The organism is Pseudomonas asgharzadehiana, from assembly GCF_019139815.1.
Classification (GTDB): domain Bacteria; phylum Pseudomonadota; class Gammaproteobacteria; order Pseudomonadales; family Pseudomonadaceae; genus Aquipseudomonas; species Aquipseudomonas asgharzadehiana.
Map to the genome: position 1 here is coordinate 4,086,587 of NZ_CP077079.1, position 22,374 is coordinate 4,108,960.

The window sequence follows — 22,374 nt, forward strand, 5'->3', positions numbered from 1 at the left end:
CGATGATGACGCTGCTGGTGCTGTGCCGCTTCCTGCATTTCAGCGTGGTGTTGCTGATGTTCGGGGCCTGCGTGTTCAGGCCCCGGCTTTTGGGCGCTGCACCGCAGCCGAGGCTGGACCGGCAACTGCTGCGCATCACCCGTGGCCTGGCCTGGGTGGCGCTGGTTTCCGGGGTGGCCTGGTTGTTGTTGATCACCGCAAGCATGGCCGGCAGTTGGAGCGCAGCGCTGCAACCGAGCACGGTGCGATTGGTGCTGGGCAAGACTTTTTTTGGCCAGGTGTGGGGCTGGCACTTGCTGCTCAACCTGCTACTGCTGATCGCGCTGATCAAACCCTGGCCGGCCTTGCGCCTGGCGTTGCTGGCGCTATTGCTTGTAACCCTGGCGCCCGTCGGCCATGGCGCGATGCTCGACGGCCTTAGCGGGCAGTTGCTGATCCTTAATCAAATGGCGCACCTGGCCTGTGTCGGTGCATGGCTGGGTGGGTTGTTGTTGCTGGTCTTGATCCTCAGGCAACCGCCGGGGTATGCGTTGCAGACGGTCCTGCGGCGCTTCAGCGGTGTGGGCTACGGTTTGGTTGCCGGCTTGCTGGTCACCGGGCTGATCAACGTGCGCGTGCTCACCGGGCAACTGTGGCCCACGCCATTGTTCAGCGGGTTTGCGCTGATTCTGTTGATCAAGGCGATGCTCGTGCTGGGCATGGTAGCGCTGGCGTTGCTCAACCGGTTGCGCCTGGAGCAGTGCGAGCAGCGCCTGGCCGCCCTGAAAACCAGTGTGATGCTGGAATGGGCCCTGGGTGTGGGCGCGGTAGCGGCCGTGTCAGTGCTTGGCACCTTGCCTCCGATGGTCCTGGCTGGCTGAACCCCACCGCTCTCAAGTTTGAATGCAGCCCCCTCCCGCATTGACCGTGTCCGCTTTTTTAGATCACCTCCCGCTTAGTCATCGTATAACTTCTGCTTGACACTCCACGAAAACCCCGCAAATATCCCCTCAAATGTTGTACGACGACGTATAACAAATAATAAAAACAACAAAGAAGGGAGCACCGCTGTGAGTCAATTCGCCCGCAATTCCTCTTCACGCCTGGGCCTTATCGGCCTCGGCAGCCTGGCCTTCACCCTGCCTCTCGGTGCTCACGCCGAAGGTTTTGTCGATGACGCCAAGGCCACGCTCAACCTGCGCAACGCCTACTTCAACCGCAATTTTACCAACCCGGCCAATGCCCAGGGCAAGGCTGAAGAATGGACGCAGAGTTTCATTCTCGACGCCAAGTCCGGCTTCACCCAAGGCACCGTGGGCTTTGGCCTGGATGTGCTGGGCCTGTATTCGCAGAAGCTCGATGGCGGCAAAGGCACCGGGGGTACTCAGTTGCTGCCGATCCACGACGACGGCCGCCCCGCCGATAACTTCGGGCGCCTGGGCGTGGCGTTGAAAACCAAGCTATCGAAGACCGAGTTGAAGGTCGGCGAATGGATGCCGGTATTGCCGATCCTGCGTTCCGACGATGGCCGCTCCCTGCCCCAAACGTTCCGCGGCGGCCAGGTGACCTCCAATGAAATCGCCGGCCTGACCCTCTACGGCGGGCAGTTCCGGGGTAACAGCCCACGCAACGACGCGAGCATGGAAGACATGTTCATGAACGGCAAAGCCGCGTTCACCTCCGACCGTTTCAACTTCGGCGGCGGCGAATACAGCTTCAACGAAAAACGCACCCAGGTCGGCCTGTGGTACGCCGAACTCACCGATATCTACCAGCAGCGCTACATAAACCTGACCCACAGCCAACCCGTGGGCGACTGGACCCTGGGCGCCAACCTCGGGTTTTTCAGCGGCAAGGAAGACGGCAGCGCCCTGGCCGGCGACCTCGACAACAAAACCACCTTCGCCCTGCTCTCGGCCAAATACGGTGGCAACACCTTCTACGTGGGCCTGCAAAAACTCACCGGCGACAGCGTGTGGATGCGCGTCAACGGCACCAGCGGCGGCACCCTGGCCAACGACAGCTACAACTCCAGTTATGACAACGCCAAGGAAAAATCCTGGCAGGTGCGCCACGACTTCAACTTCGCGGCACTCGGCGTGCCGGGGCTGACCTTGATGAACCGCTATATCAGCGGCAGCAACGTGCACACCGGGACGATCACCGATGGCAAGGAATGGGGCCGTGAATCGGAGCTGGCCTACACCGTGCAGAGCGGCGCGCTGAAGAACCTCAACGTGAAATGGCGCAACGCGTCAATTCGTCGGGACTTCAGCACCAACGAGTTTGACGAGAACCGGATTTTTGTCAGCTATCCGATTTCCCTGCTGTAGAACTTAGTCGTCCTCCTACAGCGAATCCCCTGTGGGAGGGCGGTGCGACGATTCGACTTGCTCCCGATATAGATCAGTCAGTAACAGATACATTTACTGGCACTCCCTCATCGGGAGCCCCCTCCCACATTTTGACTCTCACTCGTCGGCAAGAGCGTTGACAACCTGGGGCTGCATCACAATACTTCGACACAGTCATACGACAACCTACAACAAAAATTTGGAATCCCCATGACCACGACCACCCAAGCGCCCTTCAACCGCCTGCTCCTCACCGGCGCCGCCGGCGGCCTCGGCAAAGTCCTGCGCGAGCGCCTGCGCCCCTACGCCCACGTCCTGCGCCTGTCCGATATCGCCGCCATGGCCCCGGCTGCCGATGTTTCGGAAGAAGTCCAGCCCTGCGACCTCGCCGACAAACAAGCTGTGCATCACTTGGTCGAAGGCGTCGACGCCATCCTGCATTTCGGCGGTGTCTCGGTAGAGCGCCCATTTGAAGAAATCCTCGGCGCCAATATCAGCGGCACCTTCCACATCTACGAAGCCGCCCGCCGCCATGGCGTCAAACGCGTGATCTTCGCCAGTTCCAACCATGTGATCGGCTTCTACAAGCAAACCGAAACCATCGACGCCCACTCCCCTCGCCGCCCGGACAGCTACTACGGCCTGTCCAAGTCCTATGGCGAAGACATGGCCAGTTTCTACTTCGACCGCTACGGCATCGAGACCGTGAGCATCCGCATCGGCTCCTCGTTCCCGCAGCCGCAGAACCGCCGCATGATGCATACCTGGCTGAGCTTCGATGACCTCACCCAACTGCTCGAACGTGCGCTGTACACGCCAAATGTGGGCCACACCGTGGTCTACGGCGTGTCGGACAACCTCGCTACCTGGTGGGACAACCGCTACGCCGCGCACCTGGGTTTTGGACCCAAGGACAGCTCCGAAGTGTTCCGCGCCCAGGTCGAAGCCCAACCGCCGGTGCCCGCCGATGACCCGGCCGCGGTGTATCAGGGCGGTGCGTTCTGCGCAGCCGGGCCGTTTGGTGACTGAGTTCACATCAACCCAAGGGAATGCGTTGCCATGACTGCTGAATTGATCGTCGATGCCCGCAACGCCGTGGGCGAATGCCCGGTGTGGGTGCCAGAGGAAAACGCGTTGTACTGGGTGGACATCCCCAATGGTCGCCTGCAACGCTGGAGCGCCGACAGCGGCCACCTCGCCGCGTGGAAAGCCCCGCAGATGCTGGCCTGCATCGCCCGCACCGAGGCGGGTAAGTGGGTCGCCGGCATGCAAACCGGTTTTTTCCAACTCACCCCGCACAACGACGGCAGCCTCGACACCGTGGCTTTGGCCAGCGTCGAGCACCCGCGTGAAGACATGCGCCTGAACGACGGCCGCTGCGATCGCCAGGGCCGCTTCTGGGCCGGCAGCATGGTCTTGAACATGGGCAAAAATGCCGCCGAGGGCATCCTCTACCGCTATGCGTCAGGCTCAGCACCCCACGCCCAACTGGATGGCTTCATCACCCTCAACGGCCTGGCCTTCAGCCCCGATGGCCGCACGATGTACGCCTCGGATTCGCACCCGCTGGTGCAACAGATCTGGGCTTTTGACTACGACATCGACACCGGCACGCCGTCCAATCGCCGCGTGTTCGTGGACATGCATAACCACCCTGGCCGCCCCGACGGCGCCGCGGTGGACGCCGACGGCTGCTATTGGATCTGCGCCAACGACGCCGGGTTGATCCACCGTTTCACCCCTGACGGCCGGCTGGATCGCTCCCTCAGCGTGCCGGTGAAAAAACCCACCATGTGTGCCTTTGGCGGCAGTCGCCTGGACACCCTGTTCGTCACCTCGATCCGTGACGACCAAAGTGAAGAGTCATTGTCCGGCGGCGTGTTCGCCCTCAACCCCGGCGTCACCGGATTGCCGGAGCCCACCTTCACCCTCTAGCTGCATCGCTGTGCCTTGAATAAAAAAATAACAACACAGGAGACACACCCATGGACTTCAAACGCACCTTGCTCGCCGCCGCAGTCTTCACCCTCAGCAGCGCCGCCCACGCGCTGGAAATCAAATTTGCCGATATCCACCCCGCCGGCTACCCCACCGTGGTTGCCGAAGAGAACATGGGCAAGGCACTGACGAAGGAAACCAACGGCGAACTGACCTTCAAGTACTTCCCTGGTGGTGTGCTCGGTTCCGAAAAAGAGGTGGTCGAACAGGCCCAGGTCGGCGCCGTGCAAATGACCCGCGTCAGCCTCGGCATTGTCGGGCCGGTGGTGCCCGATGTGAATGTGTTCAACCTGCCGTTCGTATTCCGTGACCAGGCGCACATGCGCAAGATCATCGACGGCGAGATCGGTGACGAAATCCTCGCCAAAATCACCAACTCCGAATTCGGCCTGGTGGCCCTGGCCTGGATGGACGGCGGCACGCGCAACCTCTACACCAAGAAACCGGTGCGCAAAATCGAAGACCTCAAGAGCATGAAGATTCGCGTGCAGGGCAACCCGATCTTCATCGAAGCCTTCAACGCGATGGGCGCCAATGGCATCGCCATGGACACCGGCGAGATCTTCAGCGCCTTGCAGACCGGGGTCATCGACGGCGCGGAGAACAACCCGCCGACCATGCTCGAGCACAACCACTACCAGAACGCCAAGTACTACACCCTCACCGAACACCTGATCCTGCCCGAACCCATCGTGATGTCTAAAATCACCTGGAACAAACTCACCCCCGCCCAGCAAGACATGGTGAAAAAAGCCGCCAAGGCCGCCCAGGCCGATGAGCGCACGCTGTGGGACGCCAAGTCCGCCAGCAGTGAGAAAAAACTCAAGGATGCCGGCGTCGAGTTCATCAGCGTCGACAAAAAACCCTTCTACGACGCCACCGCAGCGGTGCGGGCCAAGTACGGCGCGCCTTACGCCGACCTGATCAAGCGTATCGACGCCGTGCAGTAACGCCCTCCTCTCTGACAAGGCCCGGCGCGGTGGGTACTGACGCGCCCGGTCACGGTGAACGCCATGAAGAATTTACTGCTGCGCATCAACGACCGTATCTATATGACCTGTATCTGGGTCGCCGGCCTTTCGGTTCTCGGCGTCGCCCTGATCATCCCCTGGGGCATCTTCGCCCGCTACGTCCTGGGTACCGGCGCAAGCTGGCCGGAACCCACCGCTATCCTGCTGATGCTGGTGTTCACCTTTATCGGTGCCGCCGCCAGTTATCGCGCCGGCGCGCATATGTCGGTGGCCATGGTCGTTGACCGCCTGCCGCCCGCACAACGCCGCCTCGTCGGCATTTTCTCGCAACTGCTGATGGCGACCATCTGTCTGTTCATGGCCATTTGGGGCACCAAGCTGTGCCTGTCCACCTGGAACCAATTCATGAGTGCCATCCCCACCCTGCGCGTGGGCATCACCTACATGCCGATCCCTATCGGCGGTGTGTTGACGCTGATTTTTGTGGTGGAAAAACTCCTGCTCGGTGACCAGAGCAACCGTCGTGTGGTGCGCTTCGACCTCGTCGAAGAAAGTGAAGGGGCTGCGTGAAATGGATGCTTTAGTTCTGTTGGGCAGCTTTATCGCCTTGATCCTGATCGGCATGCCGGTGGCCTACGCCCTGGGCTTGTCAGCGCTGATTGGCGCATGGTGGATCGACATCCCCTTCCAGGCCCTGATGATTCAGGTGGCCGGCGGCGTGAACAAGTTTTCGCTGATGGCGATCCCGTTCTTTGTGCTGGCCGGGGCGATCATGGCCGAGGGCGGCATGTCGCGGCGCCTGGTGGCGTTTGCCGGGGTGCTGGTGGGCTTCGTGCGCGGTGGCCTGTCCCTGGTGAATATCGTGGCCTCGACCTTTTTTGGCGCCATCTCGGGCTCGTCGGTGGCGGATACCGCCTCGGTCGGCTCGGTGCTGATCCCGGAAATGGAACGGCGTGGCTACCCGCGTGAGTTCGCGACCGCCGTGACCGTCAGCGGCTCGGTGCAGGCGCTGTTGACGCCGCCCAGCCACAACTCGGTGCTCTACTCCCTGGCGGCCGGCGGCACGGTGTCCATCGCCTCGCTGTTCATGGCCGGCGTGGTCCCGGGCCTGTTGATGAGCGCGTGCCTGATGGTGCTGTGCCTGATCTTCGCGAAGAAACGCGACTACCCCAAAGGCGAAGTCATCCCCCTCAAGCAGGCGCTGAAAATTGCCGCCGATGCACTCTGGGGCCTGATGGCCATGGTGATCATTCTGGGCGGTATCCTCTCAGGGATCTTCACCGCCACTGAATCGGCCGCGATTGCCGTGTTGTGGGCGTTCTTCGTGACCATGTTTATCTACCGCGACTATAAGTGGAACGAACTGCCCAAGCTGATGCACCGCACGGTGCGCACCATTTCCATCGTGATGATCCTGATCGCCTTCGCCGCCAGCTTCGGCTACATCATGACCCTGATGCAGATCCCGGCGAAGATCACCACGCTGTTCCTGACCCTGTCGGACAACCGCTACGTGATCCTGATGTGCATCAACGTCATGCTGCTGTTGCTCGGCACGGTGATGGACATGGCGCCGCTGATCCTGATCCTCACGCCGATCCTGTTGCCGGTGGTGCTGGGTATCGGCGTCGACCCGGTGCACTTCGGCATGATCATGCTGGTGAACCTCGGCATCGGCCTGATCACCCCGCCGGTGGGCGCGGTGCTGTTCGTCGGCGCGGCAGTGGGCAAAACCACGATCGAGAAAACCGTGAAGGCGCTGCTGCCGTTTTACGCGGTGCTGTTCCTGATCCTGATAGCGGTGACCTACATCCCGGCCTTGTCGCTGTGGCTGCCGAGTGTGGTGCTGTAAACCCGCTCTCAAGCACAAAGCAGATCAAATGTGGGAGGGGGCTTGCTCCCTCCCACAATTTGCCCCTGCCACCGTCCCCCTTCATCCGGCGAAAGACCATGCCTTCAAACCTCATCGAAATCAGCGATCAACTCACACACCTCACCCTCGCCCCCGCCATCGGCGGCAGCCTCGTCAACTGGACCGCACGCGCCACGGGCCAGCCGCTGTTGCGGCATAACGACCAGCAGGCATTGAACATCGGCCTGCCCGGCAAGCTGGGCTGTTACCCCTTGGCGCCCTGGTCCAACCGCATTGCAAAAGAAGGGTTCGACAATCCCGACGGCTGGCTGGTGCTGACGCCCAACAGCGCCACCGATCCGTTTCCGATTCACGGCTCGGCCTGGCAGCAGGCGTGGCAGGTGGTCAGCCAAACGGCGAATGAAGTGGTGCTTGAGGTGCGGTGCGAGACACCGTTTACCTATCGCGCCGAGCAACGGATTGGGTTGAACAATGGGGAGCTGAGTATCGAATTGCGCGTCACCCACCTGGCGGAAAAAGCCGCGTGGCACGGGCTGGGGTTGCATCCCTACTTCCCGCGCCGGCCGGACACACGATTGCAGGCCTCGGCGGCACAGGTGTGGTTGAGTGATACCACGAAGTTGCCGACAGGCTTGGCGCCAGTGCCGCCCGAATGGGATTTTCAGCTATTGAAGGCGCTGCCCGAAGGTCTCGTGGACAACGGCTTTTGCCAGTGGGACGGGCATTGCCGCATTGAACAGCCCGAGCTGGGTTACGCCCTGGAATGCCAGGCCAGCGGCGCCGATTACTTCCTGCTGTACTGCCCGCCGGGGCTGGGGTTCTTTTGCATCGAGCCGGTGAGTCATCCGGTGAATGCTCATCACCTGCCGGGCAAACCGGGCCTGAAACTGCTGGAGCAAGGCCAATCAACCCACCTCGATTTCACCTTGAAATACATTCCAACTGTGGGAGGTGGCTTGCTCCCTCCCACATTTTGATTTGTGTTGTGTCAGGGATGTCAGGGCGGGCTGTTTTTCAGGCGCCCCGCCGTATCAATGCTCACCACCACCGACAACCCCGGCCGCAGCCGCTCACTCTCAACCTGGTCGGGATCCACCATAATCCGCACCGGCACGCGCTGAGCGATCTTCACAAAGTTGCCGGTGGCATTGTCCGCCTGCAACAGGCTGAACTCGGACCCGGTGGCCGGGGAAATATGCTGCACCGTGCCGTGGAATTTGCGGTGGTTCAGCGCATCCACGGTGAAGGTCACCGGTTGGCCGACCTGCACGTTGTCCATCTGGGTTTCTTTCATGTTCGCGATCACCCACAACTGCTTGGGCACCAGCGCCATCAACTGCGCGCCGGAATTGACGTAGGCCCCCAGGCGCACACCGATCTGCCCCAATTGACCGTCACGCGGCGCGGTAATGCGCGTGTTGGACAGGTCGATCCGCGCCAACTCCACCGCCGCATCGGCACTCGCGACCGCCGCTTCCAGGGAGCCGCGATTGACGATCACCGTTTGCAGGTCCTGCCGGGCAATTTCCAGGCTGGCCTGGGCTTGCGTCACGGCGGCGAGGGTTTGCGCATGGGCGGCACGGGTCACGTCCAGCTCGCGCCGGGACACCGACCCGTCGCTGATCAGCTCTTCGTTGCGGCGCAGGTCGGCGGTGCTTTTGCGCGCCTGGGCCTGGCTGTCCGCCAATGCCGCCTGGCGCAGCTTGATGGTCGCTTCGGCGCTGTTACGTTGCTGCACCACATTGGCCAAGGCGGCCTTCTGCACCGCCAACTGTGCCAGGGCCTGGTCCAGGCGCTGCTTGTAGATACGGTCGTCCAGGCGCACCAGCAAATCGCCGGCCTTGACGTACTGAAAGTCCTGCACCGGCACTTCAAATACATAGCCACTGAGCTGCGGACCAATGATCGTCACCTGCCCGCGCACCAGCGCGTTTTCGGTGGTTTCCACGGCGCTGCTGAACGGCGGCAACTGCCAGGCGTAAAGCACAATCAACACCCCCACCACGGCAATCGCGGCAAAGCCCAGGGACGAGAGTATGCGCACCCGCAACGAACGCGGCTCGGTAACGGTGGCGCCCGGCGGCGTAGTGCCTTCCGGGGTGGAGGCGATGGCATTGGTGGTCGTGGTCGTGGGTTCGGTCATGAAGTCGCGCCGCTGGGTTGAACGGGAGTGGCCGTTTTGGTGGTGCTCATCAACCACAGACTGCGGATAAAGATCCAGGTCATGGTCAGCATCGCGATAATCGCGATCAGCATAAAGACATCGTTGTAAGCCATGACGTTTGCCTCACGGGTAGCCGCCGTGGCCAGGCTGCGAATGCCCATGAGGTTGCGCAGTTCCGGGTCGGCGACAAGACCGCCATAAGCCGAACCGCCGCTCTGCACCCGTGCGGCCACACGCGGGTCAATCAGGCTCAGGTGTTCGACGATCATGCTGGAATGGTACTTCTCGCGCACCACCTGGAAGGTGCCGAGCAACGCTGCGCCAATCAGCCCGCCGAGGTTCTGGCAAATGCCGAACATCACCGAAAAGCTCACCAGGTTGCGCGGGTTGGCCAATACGTTTTTGGTGCCCAGCACCATGGTCGGCCCCAGGAAGAACGTGCCGCCAAAGCCCAGCAGGAACTGGCTGACGTACAGATTCTCGGGGCGGGTCAGGTTGCTGGAAAAGCTGTCCATTACCGAGCCGGTTGCCATCAGCGCCAGGGAAATCACCAGCGGCATCAACAAGTGGGCCGGGTTGATGGTTAACGCGCTGACCACCAACCCGCTGATCGCCCCGGCCAGCATCACCACGTACAGGGTGTGCATCTGCTGGTAACTCATGTTCAGCATCTGCATGAAGCCCACCGCACCGGTGGACTGCTCGGACAGCACCATGCGAATCAGGATCACTGCCAGCGCCAGGCGAATCATGGTGCCGCTGCCCAGCCAGCGGGTCATCAACATCGGGTTGGCGCGGTTATGTTCGATGGCCAGGCCGGCCATGATCAACACCAGCGAACAGGCCGAGGCGACGCCGATCCACGGCGCTTCCAGCCACCAGTCGATACGCCCCAGGGACAGCACCGCGCAGAGCAGCGCGACGCCGCTGGCGAGAATGGCGAAGGTGAGAAAGTCGAGTTTTTCAAAGGTCTTGAAACGATCGCCAGGCGGCAGCTTGAGCAGGAACACGCAGCCGAGGCAGATCAGCGCCAGGCCCAGCTCGAACAGGTACAGGCCCCGCCATTCGGCGATTTGCAGCAGGTCTTCGGAGAACAGCCGCGCCAGCGGCAACGCCAGTTGCGCCGTGCCCAGGCCCAGCACCAGCGACTTCAAGCGCCACTTCGCCGGGAACGCCTGGATCATGTAGTACAAGCCCAACGAACTCAGCGCCGCCCCCACCATCCCATGCGCCGCACGCACCGCGATGGCTGAACTGAGGTCGTTGACGAACAAATGGCCGAAGGTCACCAGCGCATACAACACCAGGAACACCTCGGTAAACGCGCGCAGGCCGAACTGTTGGCGAAACTTCACCAGCAGCAGGTTCATGCAAACGTTGGTCATCACATAAGCGGCGGGCAGCCAGGCCATTTCCGCCGTGGTCGCGCCGAGGGCGCCTTGCAGGTATTGCAGGTTGGCGATGACCAGGGCGTTACCCAGGCCACCGGTGATGGCGACCAGCACGCCCACCAGTGCGAACAGCCAACGCTTGTGCGTGGGGTGCAACGGTGTCGACGGCGAACCCGGCAGGCTCGGGCGCTCGTGGGGTTCCCAGGTGTGGGGGGTGTATTTGTCCATTCAATGACCTGGATGAGCCGGCGGTTGGGATCGCAGGGGGCGTTATTCAGGGAGTAGTAAACCTGAATGGAGTTCATCTTGTCATGTTGGCGGGGAATTAACGGCTGAAGCGGGCACGGTCAAAAATGTGGGAGGGGGGCTTGCTCCCGACGGCAGTGGGTCAGCAACAGATGCATCCACTGACACTTCCTCATTGGGAGCAAGCCCCACATTCAGATCTCTTGTGCATTCAGAAGAGCAATCAGATCCAACCGAGCCAACTCCAGTAGGTCGCGGCAAACACCAGCATCAGCCCGTACCCGATCAGCGTCACCAGGATGCCCACCTTGGCAAACTGGCGCGCCGTGAACGTGCCGGTGCCCAAGCACACCATGTTCTGCGGCGCATTGATCGGCAGGATAAACCCGTAGCTCATCACAAACCCCAACAGCATGGTCATCCCCAACCGGCTGAAATCCCCCGGCAAGGTCTGCAGTACCGCAATCAATATCGGCAGCAACGCCGAGGTCAACGCCGTGGCGCTGGCAAACCCCAGGTGAATCACGATCAAAAACGCCCCCAGAATCGCAAACACCCCCAACGGCCCCACCTGATCCAGCCCCGTGTGGGCCACGACGGCAGAACCCAGCCACTGCCCGGCCTGGGTGCTCAGCAACGCCGTACCGAGGCTGATCCCCACGCCGAACACAATCACCGTGCCCCACGGAATCCGCGACTGCACATCCTTCCAGGTCATCACGCCGATACCCGGCAGCAACAGGCACACCAACCCGGCGTAGGTGGTCGAGGTGGTGTCGAACGCGTGCAGGCGCCCTTCCGTGGCCCAGGCCAGCAGCAGCAACAGCGACACGCTCAGCAGGCGTTTCTGTGGGCCGGTCATGGGGCCGATATCGACCAGGGACTGCGCCACCGCCTCCTTGCCACCGGGGATGCTGTCGGTTTCGGGAGGCAGCAACTTGAGCACCAGAAACAGCAACACCGCCGACATGATCAGCGCCCACGGCGCACCGGCGATCAGCCAGTCGATCCACGACACGCGCTGGCCGAGCATTTTGTCCATGAAGCCCACGGTCAGCAGGTTCTGCGCGGCGGCGGTCTGGATGCCGACGTTCCAGAGGCTGGTGCCCTGGGCCACCACGATCATGATCCCGGCGGCGATGTTCGAGCGTTTATCGACGCCGAACGCGGCGATCACGCCCATCATGATCGGCACCACACAGGCGCTGCGTGCGGTGGCGCTGGGCACCACCAGGCTGAGCAGAATAGTCACCGCAATCGCCCCCAGCAGAATGCGCCGGGTGCTGGTGCCGACGCGGCTCAAGGTAACCAGGGCGATGCGCCGGTCCAGGCCGGTGTGGGTCATCGCGGCGGCGATAAACAACGCGCCCGCCACCAGCGCCAGCGCCGGGTTGGAAAACCCGGTGAGGGCCATGCTGATCGCCGGGCTGCTGCCGATCAGGTGCGCGGGGTCTTGCAGCGACGGCGCGGTACCGAGCAAAAACGCCATGAGCGAGGTGATCATGATCGCGCTGGCCTCATAGGACACCGCTTCGGTAATCCACACCACCACCGCAAACGCGAGGATCGCCAGCATCCGCTGCCCCGCTACCGGCAAGTCGGCGGGCAGCGGCAACAGCAGCACACCGGTCATCACCAGTACGGCGACCACCAGGCCCAACGGTAATTTGAAAGATGCCGCGCTCATGGGGTGCTCCAGGGCTCTAAATCAAGCCTTGAGCATGAGGCAAAGCGCCGCGCCGCGTGTTGACAGGTGTCAAGGGGCTAGCCCAATAACTGACTCAACACCGCCCGCAACTTTCCAGGTTTGACCGGCTTGTTCAACAGCGGCGCATCCAACCGCCGCAGCGCACGGCGGCACTGGTCGGTGCGGTCCGCGGTGATGATCACCGCCGGGATCTTCTGCGCGAAATGCTCGCGCAACTGCCGCACCACCTGGCAGCCCAGTACGCCGTGGTCCAGGTGATAGTCCGCCAGGATCAGCTCCGGCGCCCTGCCCTGCAACGCCAGCAACGCGCCGGCCTGGTCGGTGGCGATGACGACCTCGCAGCCCCACTGGCCGAGCAACGCACGCATGCTCTCCAGGATGCTGGTTTCGTTATCGATCACCAGCAAGCGCCGGCCCGGCAGCGGGTTGCCCGTGGTCGGTTGCACCGGCAACTGGCTGATCGCCGCTGGCATCTGGGCGCTCAGCGGCACTTCGATGCTGAACAGCGAGCCCCGCCCCGGCCACGAACGCACGGCGATGCTATAACCGAGCACCTCGGCGATACGCTCGACAATCGCCAGGCCCAGCCCCACCCCTTTGCGGTCGGCGGCGCGGCCCACGTCCAGTTGGTTGAACTCAAGGAAGATCGCCTCCAGCCGGTCGGCCGCAATGCCGCGCCCGGTGTCCCACACCTCCAGGCGCAGGTAATCACCACGGCGGCGTGCGCCGAGCAGGATGCAGCCTTCATCGGTGTAGCGGCAGGCATTGCTGAGGAAATTGCGCAGGATCCGCGTGAGCAGGCGCAGGTCGGTATGCACCGCGTAGTGCCCCATGCGCACCCGCAGGTTGAGGCCGGCGGCCTGGGCCACCGATTGAAACTCCGAGACCAGCGGCGCAAACACTTCATCCAGCCGATACAGGGCCACGTCCGGCTTGACCGCCGCTTGGTCCAGCCGCGAAATGTCGAGCAAGTCGGTGAGCAGATCTTCCGCGCCTTCCAGGGCCTGGTGGGTGCGTTCCACCAGCACCTGCTCGACGCTGGGCAGGTTACGTTCACGCAACGTGGCAATCAGCAGCCGCGCGGCATTGAGCGGTTGCAGCAGGTCATGGCTGGCGGCGGCGAGGTATTTGTCCTTGCTGCGGTTGGCCGCCTGGGCGGCATCGCGGGCGTCGCGCAGGGCTTGCTCGACCTGTTCGCGCTGGGCGATCTGCTGTTGCAGGTTGTGGTTGGCTTCCAGCAGCTCGTCGGTGCGCGCGGCCACGCGCTGCTCCAGCTCGTCGTTCAGGCGGATGTAGCGCCTGCGCTCGTCCTCCAACTCATCCAGGCGCGCCGTCAGCTCCGGGTAGTGGCTCTTGCGCGCCGACTGGTCGCCCAGCCCCAGCAGCCCGGCGAGGGCGCGTTGCTGCTCGTCAGAGCGCTTCGCCATACACGACCTCGACGTCACGCTGGCTCGACTCACGTGGGTTGGTAAGGATGCACGGGTCGTCCATCGCATGCTCGGACAAGAACGGAATATCCGCCACGCGCACCCCATGCAGGCCGAGGGTTTCGTGGAAGCCGATCGCGTGCTTCAACGCGATCAGGTGCTCCACCAGCCGCGCGCAGATCTGCCGATGGTTAAGGCCCCGGCAGTCGATGCCGAAGGTCTCGGCGATCACCTTGAAGCGCTCTGGCGCCGAGTTGTAGTTGAACGCCACCACATGTTCCACCAGCACCGCGTTACACAACCCGTGAGGCAGGTCGAGGAAGCCGCCGAGGCTGTGGGACATGGCGTGTACCGCGCCGAGAATCGCATTGGAAAACGCCAGGCCCGCCTGCATGCTGCCGAGCATGATTTTTTCACGCAGGGCAATGTCGCTGGGGTTGGCGATCATCTGCACCAGGTTGCCGTTGATCAGGCGCATCGCTTCCAGCGCATGGGGGTCGGTCAATGGGCCATGGCCGGTGGACACGAACGCTTCGATGGCATGCACCAGCGCATCGATACCGGTACAGGCCGACAGGAACGGGTCCATGCTGGCCGTGGTTTCCGGGTCGATCAGCGACACATCCGGCACCACCGCCTTGCTGACGATGGAGAACTTCATGCGCTCCTGCTGGTTGGAAATGATCACGAACTGCGACACATCCGCCGACGTACCGGCGGTGGTGGGGATGAGAATCAGCGGCGGGCTGGGCACGCGAATGGTGTCCACCCCTTCGAATTCGAGGATGCTGCGCCCGTGAGCGACCACAATGCCGATGGCCTTGGCGCAGTCCATGGGGCTGCCGCCGCCGATGGCCACGATCACGTCGCAATGGTGTTCGCGGTACACCTCGGCGCCCTGCATCACTTCTTCGACGCGGGGGTTGGGCGACACGGCGCTGTACAGGCAGTAGTCGATGCCGATGGCTTGCAGGCTGGCTTCCACGTCCGCCACCCAGCCGGCGGCGATCACGCCGGGGTCGCTGACCACCAGCACCTTGCGCGCGCCGAAGGTCTTGGCGTAATTGCCCACGTTATGCCGGCAGCCGGCGCCAAAGATGATTTCAGGCGAGACGAATTTACGCAGGAGGCTCAAGTTGGGGCTCATTGGAAAGCCTGTTTTTATTATTTTGGAAGATGCGCTCCACACTAACCGATCCGGCCGCGAATGCAATCAGACCAAAGAGGCATCCTCCGTGCGGCGCCCGCGATCAGCGGCTGGCGAAGTACATGGTCACTTCAAAGCCGATACGCAGGTCGGTGTAGGCCGGTTTAGTCCACATGGGGTAGTCCTCTTGTTATGCCGGAAGATTCCGGTAGAGGCATTAATGCATGGGGGGATGGGTGTGCGAATGCTACTTTCGAAGGAGTGAATGCACTGCAATAGTCGCGAATGTACCCAGGACAAAATGTGGGAGGGGGCTTGCTCCCGATAGCAGTGGGTCAGTCAACATTCATGTCACTGACCCACTGCTATCGGGAGCAAGCCCCCTCCCACAGGGGACCGCGTTGCAATCAGGGGGTCAGAAGAACCCCAGCGGATTGATGTCGTAGCTCACCAGCAGGTTCTTGGTCTGCTGGTAGTGATCGAGCATCATCTTGTGGTTCTCACGCCCCACGCCCGATTTCTTGTACCCGCCAAATGCCGCGTGCGCCGGGTACAGGTGGTAGCAGTTGGTCCACACACGCCCGGCCTTGATCGCCCGGCCCATGCGATAGGCGCGGTTGATGTCGCGGGTCCACAAACCGGCGCCCAGGCCGAACTCGCTGTCGTTGGCAATCGCCAGGGCCTCGGCTTCGTCCTTGAAGGTGGTCACACCCACCACTGGGCCGAAGATTTCCTCCTGGAACACGCGCATCTTGTTGTGGCCCTTGAGCAGCGTCGGCTGGATGTAATACCCGCTGGCCAGGTCGCCATCCAAACGCTCGGCCGCGCCGCCGGTGAGCAGCACCGCGCCCTCTTCCTGGGCGATCTTGAGGTACGAGAGGATCTTGTCGTATTGCTGCTCGGACGCCTGGGCGCCGACCATGGTCTCGGTGTCCAGCGGGTTGCCGCGCTTGATCTTGACGATCTTCTTCATCACTTCGGCCATGAACGGCTCGTAGATCGACTCCTGCACCAGCGCCCGCGACGGGCAGGTGCACACTTCGCCCTGGTTGAAAAATGCCAGCACCAGGCCTTCGGCGGCTTTTTCAATGAACGCAGGCTCGGCGTTCATGATGTCTTCAAAGAAGATGTTCGGCGATTTGCCGCCCAGCTCCACCGTGGACGGAATAATGTTTTCGGCCGCGCAATGCATGATGTGCGCGCCCACCGGGGTGGAGCCGGTAAAGGCGATCTTGGCGATGCGCTTGCTGGTGGCTAACGCCTCTCCCGCCTCGCGGCCAAAGCCCTGCACGATGTTCAGCACGCCCGGTGGCAGCAGATCGGCGATCAGCTCGGCAAACACCATGATCGACAGCGGCGTCTGCTCGGCCGGCTTGAGCACGATGCAGTTACCGGCGGCCAGGGCCGGGGCGAGTTTCCAGGCGGCCATCAGCAGCGGGAAGTTCCACGGAATGATCTGCCCGACCACGCCCAGCGGCTCGTGGAAATGATAGGCCGTGGTCAGTTCGTTGATCTCGGCGGCGCCGCCTTCCTGGGCGCGGATGCAACCGGCGAAGTAGCGGAAGTGGTCGGCAGCCAGGGGTACGTCGGCGTTGAGGGTTTCGCGCACGGCCTTGCCGTTGTCCCAGGTCTCGCTCACGGCCAGCACTTCGAGGTGTTGCTCGATGCGGTCGGCGATTTTCAGCAGCACCAGGGAACGGTCCTGGGCCGAGGTCTTGCCCCAGGCGTCGGCGGCGGCGTGCGCGGCATCCAGGGCCTTGTCGATGTCGGCGGCGTTGGAACGCGGGAACTCGGCGATGACTTCACCGGTGACCGGCGAGGAATTGGTGAAGTACTCACCACTGAGCGGCGCAACGAACTCGCCGCCGATGAAATTGCCGTAGCGCGATTTGAAGCTGACGATAGCGCCAGGGGTACCAGGTTGTGCGTAGATCATGTTGAAGCCTCTGTCTGGGTCCGGGCCTGTCGGTCAACAGGCGATGACCCGATAGTAAAGAGCCCCCGCCGCCGGGCGAATGCGCCGTTGGCAGGGGGGGCTCTTGTTATTTGGTCGTAGATTTAGTGCTTGGCGACCAGCTCTTTAGGCAATTTGAACGTCCAGAGCATGCCGCCCTGGTTGAAGTCCTTGACCCGCTTGGCCACCTCGCCGCCCCACAACGGCACCGCGCCGCCCCAGCCGGAGAGCACCGACACGTACTGTTCGCCGTCCATTTCCCAGGTCACAGGCGAGCCGAGCACGCCGGAACCGGTCTGGAATTCCCAGACCTTCTCACCGGTCTTGGCGTTGAACGCCTGCAGGAACCCTTCCGGCGTGCCGGTGAACACCAGGTTGCCCTTGGTGGTGAGCACCCCGCCCCACAGCGGCGCGAAGTTCTTGTGGCGCCAGACTTCCTTGCCGGTTTTAGGGTCGATGGCGCGCAGCACGCCGATATAGTCTTCGTTCAGCGGCTTGATGGTGAAACCCGCGCCAAGGAACGCCGCGCCTTTCTTGTAGGCAATGCCTTCGTTCCAGATATCCATGCCCCATTCGTTGGACGGCACATAGAACAGCCCGGTGTCGCGGTTGTAGGCCATCGGCATCCAGTTCTTCGCGCCGAGGAACGCCGGCGCGACAAACACCGAGGTGCCCTTGGTTTCACTGCCCGGCGCGCCGGGGCGGCTGGCTTCGTTGTAGATCGGCCGGCCGTTCTTATCCAGGCCGGTGGCCCAGGTGATCTTGTCGACAAACGGGAAGCCACGGATGAACTTGCCGTTGGTGCGGTCGAGCACATAGAAGAAGCCGTTACGGTCAGCGGTCGCCGCCGCTTTGATTTCCTTGCCGCCGTCGGTGTAGTTGAAGGAGATCAGCTCGTTGACGCCGTCATAGTCCCAACCGTCGTGGGGCGTGCTCTGAAAGTGCCACTTGATGGTGCCGTCGTCCGGGTTCAGCGCCAGGCGCGACGACGAATAGAGGTTGTCGCCAGGGCGCAGGTGCGAGTTCCACGGCGCCGGGTTGCCGGTGCCGAACAACAGCAGGTTGGTTTCCGGGTCGTAGTAGCCGCCCAGCCACGGTGCTGCGCCGCCGGTCTTCCACAGGTCGCCGGGCCAGGTCTTGCCCGCCTCGCCACCGGAGATACCGTTTTCCACGGCCTTGCCGTCCTTGTAGACGTAACCCATATGGCCTTCGACGGTCGGACGGCTCCACAACAGGTCGCCGTTTTTCGGGTCGTAGGCCTCGATCTTGCCCACCACACCGAACTCGCCCCCGGCCACGCCGGTGATCAGTTTGCCGTTGATCACCAGCGGCGCGGCGCTGATCGAGTAGCCTTCCTTGTGGTCGGCGACTTTCTTGCTCCACACCACTTTGCCGGTGTCTTTGTTCAGGGCCACCAGCTTGGCGTCGAGGGTGCCGAAGAACACCAGGTCGCCATACAGCGCCACGCCACGGTTGATCACGTCACAGCAGGGGCGGATGTCATCGGGCAGGCGCGCATCGTATTGCCAGAGCTTCTTGCCGGTGCGCGCGTCCACCGCGAACACCCGCGAGTAGGAACCGGTGAGGTACATGACCCCGTCCTTGACCATCGGCTGCGCCTGCTGCCCGCGCTGTTTCTCGCCACCAAACGAAAATGCCCAGACCGGGCGCAGCTCCTTGACGTTGTCCACGTTGAGCGTATCGAGCGGGCTATAACGCTGGCCCTGCACGCCAAGGCCGTTGGTGACGATCTGCCCGGGGGTTTTCGGGTCCTGGAGGATGTCCTGGTCGGTCACGGCCGCCATGGTTTGGCCGGATAACAGGATGGCACCGAGCAACACACTCAAGGCGAAGGGTTGGCGACGTGCGGGTTGGGTCATGACGGCTACCTCTGCGGTTTTTTGTTATATCCGGGAAATTTTCCCGGTCTGGTGCAGATTCTTGGGCGCAGGGGCGATTGTCACAATTGACCGCAGTATCGAGATCGCTAGTTCCTTAGTAGCGGGTATCCACCCGTTGCATCTGCGCGCGCTCGTAGCGCGGGTACAGGTGGCTGACGCTGCGGATCAGTTCATAGCGGCCCAGGCTGATCGCGGCGAACCGCTCGGGGATGGGGCTGCGGATCATCTCGGCCATGTCGCTGCCCTGGGCGGCGCCGTCGCGCAGCAGTTGATCGAGCCAGGTGAGGTAGTCGCGCATCTGCGCGAAGGGCTGCGCATCGCTGGCCACCGGGCCATGGCCGGGCACGATCAGGCTCCAGGGCAAGGCTTGCAGGGTGTCGAGGTCGGCCAGCCACACCGCCAGCCCAGGGCTGTTGGGGGTGGTAAGGGCGCGCTGATAAAACACCAGGTCACCGGCAAACAGCACGCCGGTACTCTGGTCGAGAATCGCCAGGTCAGCGCCGGTGTGCCCGGTGAGTGCCAGCAGGCGCAGGTCGTGGCCGTCCACGCTGAGCACACCGGGCTCCAGCACCTGGGTGGGCAACACCACTTCGGTGCCGCGCATCCAGTCGCCGACCATGCGGTAGAGGTTCTGCGCCATGCTGTCGCCCTGCTCGTGCAGTAACTGCGTGGTGTCGGCCAGCGCGCCGATGGGGACGTCCTTGAACGCCTGGTTGCCCAGCGCATGGTCGGGGTGATGATGGGTAATCAGCACCCGGACCACCGGTTTGGCGGTGACCTTGGCAATGGCCTGGCGCAGGGCTTCGCCGTAGCGCCGCGACGGGCCAGTGTCGATCACCACCACGCCGGCCTCGGTGACGATGAACGCCGTGTTGACGATATTGCCGCCATTGGCCTTGGCAAAGTTGTCGGTGCTGCCTTCGAGCAGCCAGGTGTCGTCGGCGATCAGTCGGGGTTTGAGGGCGTAGTCGAGGTCTGCCAGGGCGGGCAGGCTCAGGCCCAGGCACAACAAGAGAATCCAGCGCATGCCGCGCTCCTTCTGGTCAGGGGATGGCCGCGTCGAATTCGTTGCCGCTGTTGTCACGCAGCACCAGGCGGGTGGGCCCTGGCGCGTCGATATCGAACGCCAGGTTGGGGTTTTCGCTGACCGCCGGGAACAGCTCCAGTTCGGCCAGCACCTGATCATCCCGGCCACGCAATTGCGCATGGTTGAGAAAAAATTCCGGGATGCCGCTGACCATGCCGTTGTCCATCGGGTGCGCCACCTGCACGCGCACCCGGCTGAATTCGCCACGTGGGTAACGCCCGCCGAGCACCTCGCCGATATGCTCCTCCCACCCCGGTTGGCTACGCACCACGCTGGGTGCGGTGCAGCCACCACCGGCGGCGTCGATCAGGGTCGAGCCGACATGCCACAGCCCGTCCGTGGTGAGTACCGCCGCGCGCAACGGCGTGGCCTGTTCGATGCGAATACGGATCGCCAGCCACGGCAACACCCCGGCCTTGGGTTCAAACTCAACAATCTTCGGCAGCGGGTTCAGCTCGGCCCAGGCCAGGATCTTCACCACCTCGCCGTTGAACGCACGGGCGTCGATTTCCAGCGGCACCTGGCGCGCATCCTCGGCGAACGGCGGCGCCAGCAGCTTGACCCGCTCGTCGAACACAAACGGCGCATCCGCCAGGAACTGCTTGTGGTAGAAGGCCCACATCACCGACGGCACCGGGTCGACCTCCACGGCGTGCGCCGCCAACGGCAGCCAGCAGGCCAATATGCAGCTCAGTCGCCAGTTCATCGCCTGCTCCTATTGGTACATGTCGGGCACTTCGTACTGCAGGCTGTAGTGGCTATAGATGCGCTGCACCGAGCCATCGCGGATCAGCGCTTCCAGCGCCTCTTCCACGGCATAGGCCAACTGGCGATTGCTCTCGTGCACCGCCATGCCGATCTCCCAGCGCTGCTTGCCCATGTTGGGGTAAGCGTTTTGCGCCAGGGCCAGTTGCGGGTCGTGGGCCTCGTGCACCTGCCAGTCGATTTCACCGCGCATGGCCATCACCGCGTCGACCTCGCCGGCCTTCATCGCCGCGAACGCCTGGGGCACGCCGGGGTAGTGACGGGTCTTGCCGGCGAGCATGCCGTTGAATACCGAGGTGAGGTAGAACGACGGCACGCTGTCGACTTCGACGCCAATCGGGTGCTGCTCGAACACCGCCACACTGGCGACCTTGTCCAGGCGTCGGCGGTCATACGCCACCTGCCATTGTTCGTTCTGGTAGGGCCCGAACATCACCACGTGGCCGTTTTCCAACTCGCCCTGGTCGTTGCGCTTTTGTGCGTAGGCAGGGTCGTAGGGCGCGCGCATCATCAGGTCGGCCAGTTGCTGGTGGTGCAACGGGCTGCCGCGCCAGATGTAGTCGCGCAGGTCGTCGTCGAGTTTCTCGCCGGCCGGCGCCCAGATCAGCGCCAACCGCACCCCCAGCGCCTTGGCCAGGGCCTGGGCCAGTTCCACGTCCACCCCCCGTGGCGTGCTGCCGTCCAGGAAGCTGTAGGGGGCGAAGTCTTTGTACACCGCCACTTTGATCTCGCCGGCGGCGATCATCTGGTCATAGCTGCGCACCTGTGCCTGTGCCGTCTGGCAACACAGCAGGGCCAGGCCAAGCACATACGCGAACAGGCGCATGGGTTACTCCTCGACGTGCACGGAGTCCAGGTAGGTACGCACCGCCCACAAGGCCTCCTGGCTCAGGTAATCGGCCATTTTCGGCATATACACCCGACCGTCGCGCACCGCGCCGTGGCGCACGCGCTCCACAAACCACTCATCACCGGCCTCGCCCGCATCCAGCATGCGCAAGTCGGGGGCGATACCACCGGACTTGGCTTCCAGGCCGTGGCAGGCAGCGCAGTTCTGGTTATAGGCGGACGAACCGATTTCCACCGCTTTGTCATGTTCCGGCGAGGTGCGATACGGATTCACCGCCGCCCAGCCGTCGGCATCGACCGGCACACCGGCGTCTTTGATCGAGGTCAGGCCCTTGGTTTCCACCGCTTGCGGAACCACGTTGCCATGCGCCCAGGCGGAGCCGGCACCGATCACACCCACCAACAGGCCAGCCACGAGCCAGGCATTGTGTTTTGTTGTCATTATTTTGCCCTCAGAATTGCACGCAAAACCTCATTACAGAGGCTATGGCAACCATCTTAGAAAGCCCTGGGCATGGGCCGTATGCTGCTTTGGTGGTCGGCCTCTCCTCCCTTGGTAG

20 protein-coding genes are annotated in these 22,374 nt (G+C 62.8%); 8 read left to right on the forward strand and 12 right to left on the reverse strand.

Annotated features, from left to right (window positions below; all coding sequences use genetic code 11):
- The first annotated feature begins 2 nt into the window (after nucleotides 1–2).
- From copD to KSS96_RS18435, 8 genes are all read left to right on the forward strand, one after another.
- On the forward strand, nucleotides 3–860 hold the full coding sequence (gene copD, locus KSS96_RS18400; RefSeq protein ID WP_017527073.1) for a copper homeostasis membrane protein CopD: 858 nt from the start codon (nucleotides 3–5) through the stop codon (nucleotides 858–860).
- A 189-nt stretch (nucleotides 861–1,049) separates the two neighbouring features.
- A complete protein-coding gene (locus KSS96_RS18405; RefSeq protein WP_065877523.1) occupies nucleotides 1,050–2,312 on the forward strand; it encodes an OprD family porin in 1,263 nt (420 codons plus the stop codon).
- A 231-nt stretch (nucleotides 2,313–2,543) separates the two neighbouring features.
- A complete protein-coding gene (locus tag KSS96_RS18410; protein ID WP_065877525.1) occupies nucleotides 2,544–3,362 on the forward strand; it encodes an NAD-dependent epimerase/dehydratase family protein in 819 nt (272 codons plus the stop codon).
- A 30-nt stretch (nucleotides 3,363–3,392) separates the two neighbouring features.
- Nucleotides 3,393–4,268 carry an SMP-30/gluconolactonase/LRE family protein gene (locus tag KSS96_RS18415; RefSeq protein WP_135196099.1) on the forward strand — a complete coding sequence of 292 codons (876 nt, stop codon included), beginning with the start codon at nucleotides 3,393–3,395 and terminating at the stop codon, nucleotides 4,266–4,268.
- A gap of 50 nt (nucleotides 4,269–4,318) precedes the next feature.
- Nucleotides 4,319–5,281: a TRAP transporter substrate-binding protein gene (locus KSS96_RS18420; RefSeq protein WP_135196100.1), complete on the forward strand. Its 963-nt coding sequence runs from the start codon at nucleotides 4,319–4,321 to the stop codon at nucleotides 5,279–5,281.
- A 63-nt stretch (nucleotides 5,282–5,344) separates the two neighbouring features.
- Nucleotides 5,345–5,872 carry a TRAP transporter small permease gene (locus tag KSS96_RS18425; RefSeq protein ID WP_017527068.1) on the forward strand — a complete coding sequence of 176 codons (528 nt, stop codon included), beginning with the start codon at nucleotides 5,345–5,347 and terminating at the stop codon, nucleotides 5,870–5,872.
- Between the two features lies 1 nt (nucleotide 5,873).
- The gene (locus KSS96_RS18430) at nucleotides 5,874–7,154 is read left to right on the forward strand and encodes a TRAP transporter large permease (RefSeq protein ID WP_017527067.1); all 1,281 of its coding nucleotides are present in this window, start codon (nucleotides 5,874–5,876) and stop codon (nucleotides 7,152–7,154) included.
- Nucleotides 7,155–7,252: 98 nt separating this feature from the next.
- A complete protein-coding gene (locus KSS96_RS18435; RefSeq protein WP_068937425.1) occupies nucleotides 7,253–8,152 on the forward strand; it encodes an aldose 1-epimerase in 900 nt (299 codons plus the stop codon).
- A 20-nt stretch (nucleotides 8,153–8,172) separates the two neighbouring features.
- Here the strand turns inward: KSS96_RS18435 and KSS96_RS18440 are convergent, their stop codons facing one another.
- The 12 genes from KSS96_RS18440 to pedF form a co-directional block, all read right to left on the reverse strand.
- Nucleotides 8,173–9,318: an HlyD family secretion protein gene (locus KSS96_RS18440; protein WP_065877529.1), complete on the reverse strand. Its 1,146-nt coding sequence runs from the start codon at nucleotides 9,316–9,318 to the stop codon at nucleotides 8,173–8,175.
- Nucleotides 9,315–10,958, reverse strand: coding sequence for an MFS transporter (locus KSS96_RS18445; RefSeq protein ID WP_017527064.1), 1,644 nt, complete (start codon nucleotides 10,956–10,958; stop codon nucleotides 9,315–9,317). The genes KSS96_RS18440 and KSS96_RS18445 overlap by 4 nt, the downstream gene beginning before the upstream one ends.
- 241 nt (nucleotides 10,959–11,199) lie before the next feature.
- Nucleotides 11,200–12,663 (reverse strand): DASS family sodium-coupled anion symporter, encoded by a 1,464-nt coding sequence (locus KSS96_RS18450; protein WP_065877531.1) that lies wholly within the window; start codon nucleotides 12,661–12,663, stop codon nucleotides 11,200–11,202.
- 77 nt (nucleotides 12,664–12,740) lie between these two features.
- Nucleotides 12,741–14,111 (reverse strand): ATP-binding response regulator, encoded by a 1,371-nt coding sequence (locus tag KSS96_RS18455; protein WP_065877533.1) that lies wholly within the window; start codon nucleotides 14,109–14,111, stop codon nucleotides 12,741–12,743.
- Complete coding sequence (gene ercA / locus KSS96_RS18460; protein WP_017527061.1) at nucleotides 14,095–15,258, reverse strand: alcohol dehydrogenase-like regulatory protein ErcA; 1,164 nt, start codon at nucleotides 15,256–15,258, stop codon at nucleotides 14,095–14,097. Before ercA ends, KSS96_RS18455 begins: the two co-directional genes overlap by 17 nt.
- Nucleotides 15,259–15,361: 103 nt before the next feature.
- The gene (pqqA, locus tag KSS96_RS18465; RefSeq protein WP_008365141.1) at nucleotides 15,362–15,433 is read right to left on the reverse strand and encodes a pyrroloquinoline quinone precursor peptide PqqA; all 72 of its coding nucleotides are present in this window, start codon (nucleotides 15,431–15,433) and stop codon (nucleotides 15,362–15,364) included.
- Between the two features lie 240 nt (nucleotides 15,434–15,673).
- Complete coding sequence (gene exaC, locus KSS96_RS18470) at nucleotides 15,674–17,194, reverse strand: acetaldehyde dehydrogenase ExaC (RefSeq protein ID WP_017527060.1); 1,521 nt, start codon at nucleotides 17,192–17,194, stop codon at nucleotides 15,674–15,676.
- A 122-nt stretch (nucleotides 17,195–17,316) separates the two neighbouring features.
- Nucleotides 17,317–19,092: a PQQ-dependent methanol/ethanol family dehydrogenase gene (locus KSS96_RS18475; RefSeq protein ID WP_017527059.1), complete on the reverse strand. Its 1,776-nt coding sequence runs from the start codon at nucleotides 19,090–19,092 to the stop codon at nucleotides 17,317–17,319.
- Between the two features lie 115 nt (nucleotides 19,093–19,207).
- Nucleotides 19,208–20,140, reverse strand: coding sequence for a quinoprotein relay system zinc metallohydrolase 1 (locus tag KSS96_RS18480; protein ID WP_065877535.1), 933 nt, complete (start codon nucleotides 20,138–20,140; stop codon nucleotides 19,208–19,210).
- A 16-nt stretch (nucleotides 20,141–20,156) separates the two neighbouring features.
- Nucleotides 20,157–20,906, reverse strand: coding sequence for a quinoprotein dehydrogenase-associated SoxYZ-like carrier (locus KSS96_RS18485; RefSeq protein WP_017527057.1), 750 nt, complete (start codon nucleotides 20,904–20,906; stop codon nucleotides 20,157–20,159).
- Between the two features lie 9 nt (nucleotides 20,907–20,915).
- A complete protein-coding gene (locus tag KSS96_RS18490; protein WP_217855190.1) occupies nucleotides 20,916–21,791 on the reverse strand; it encodes a substrate-binding periplasmic protein in 876 nt (291 codons plus the stop codon).
- Between the two features lie 3 nt (nucleotides 21,792–21,794).
- Nucleotides 21,795–22,256: a cytochrome c-550 PedF gene (gene pedF / locus KSS96_RS18495; RefSeq protein ID WP_017527055.1), complete on the reverse strand. Its 462-nt coding sequence runs from the start codon at nucleotides 22,254–22,256 to the stop codon at nucleotides 21,795–21,797.
- Between the last annotated feature and the right edge of the window lie 118 nt (nucleotides 22,257–22,374).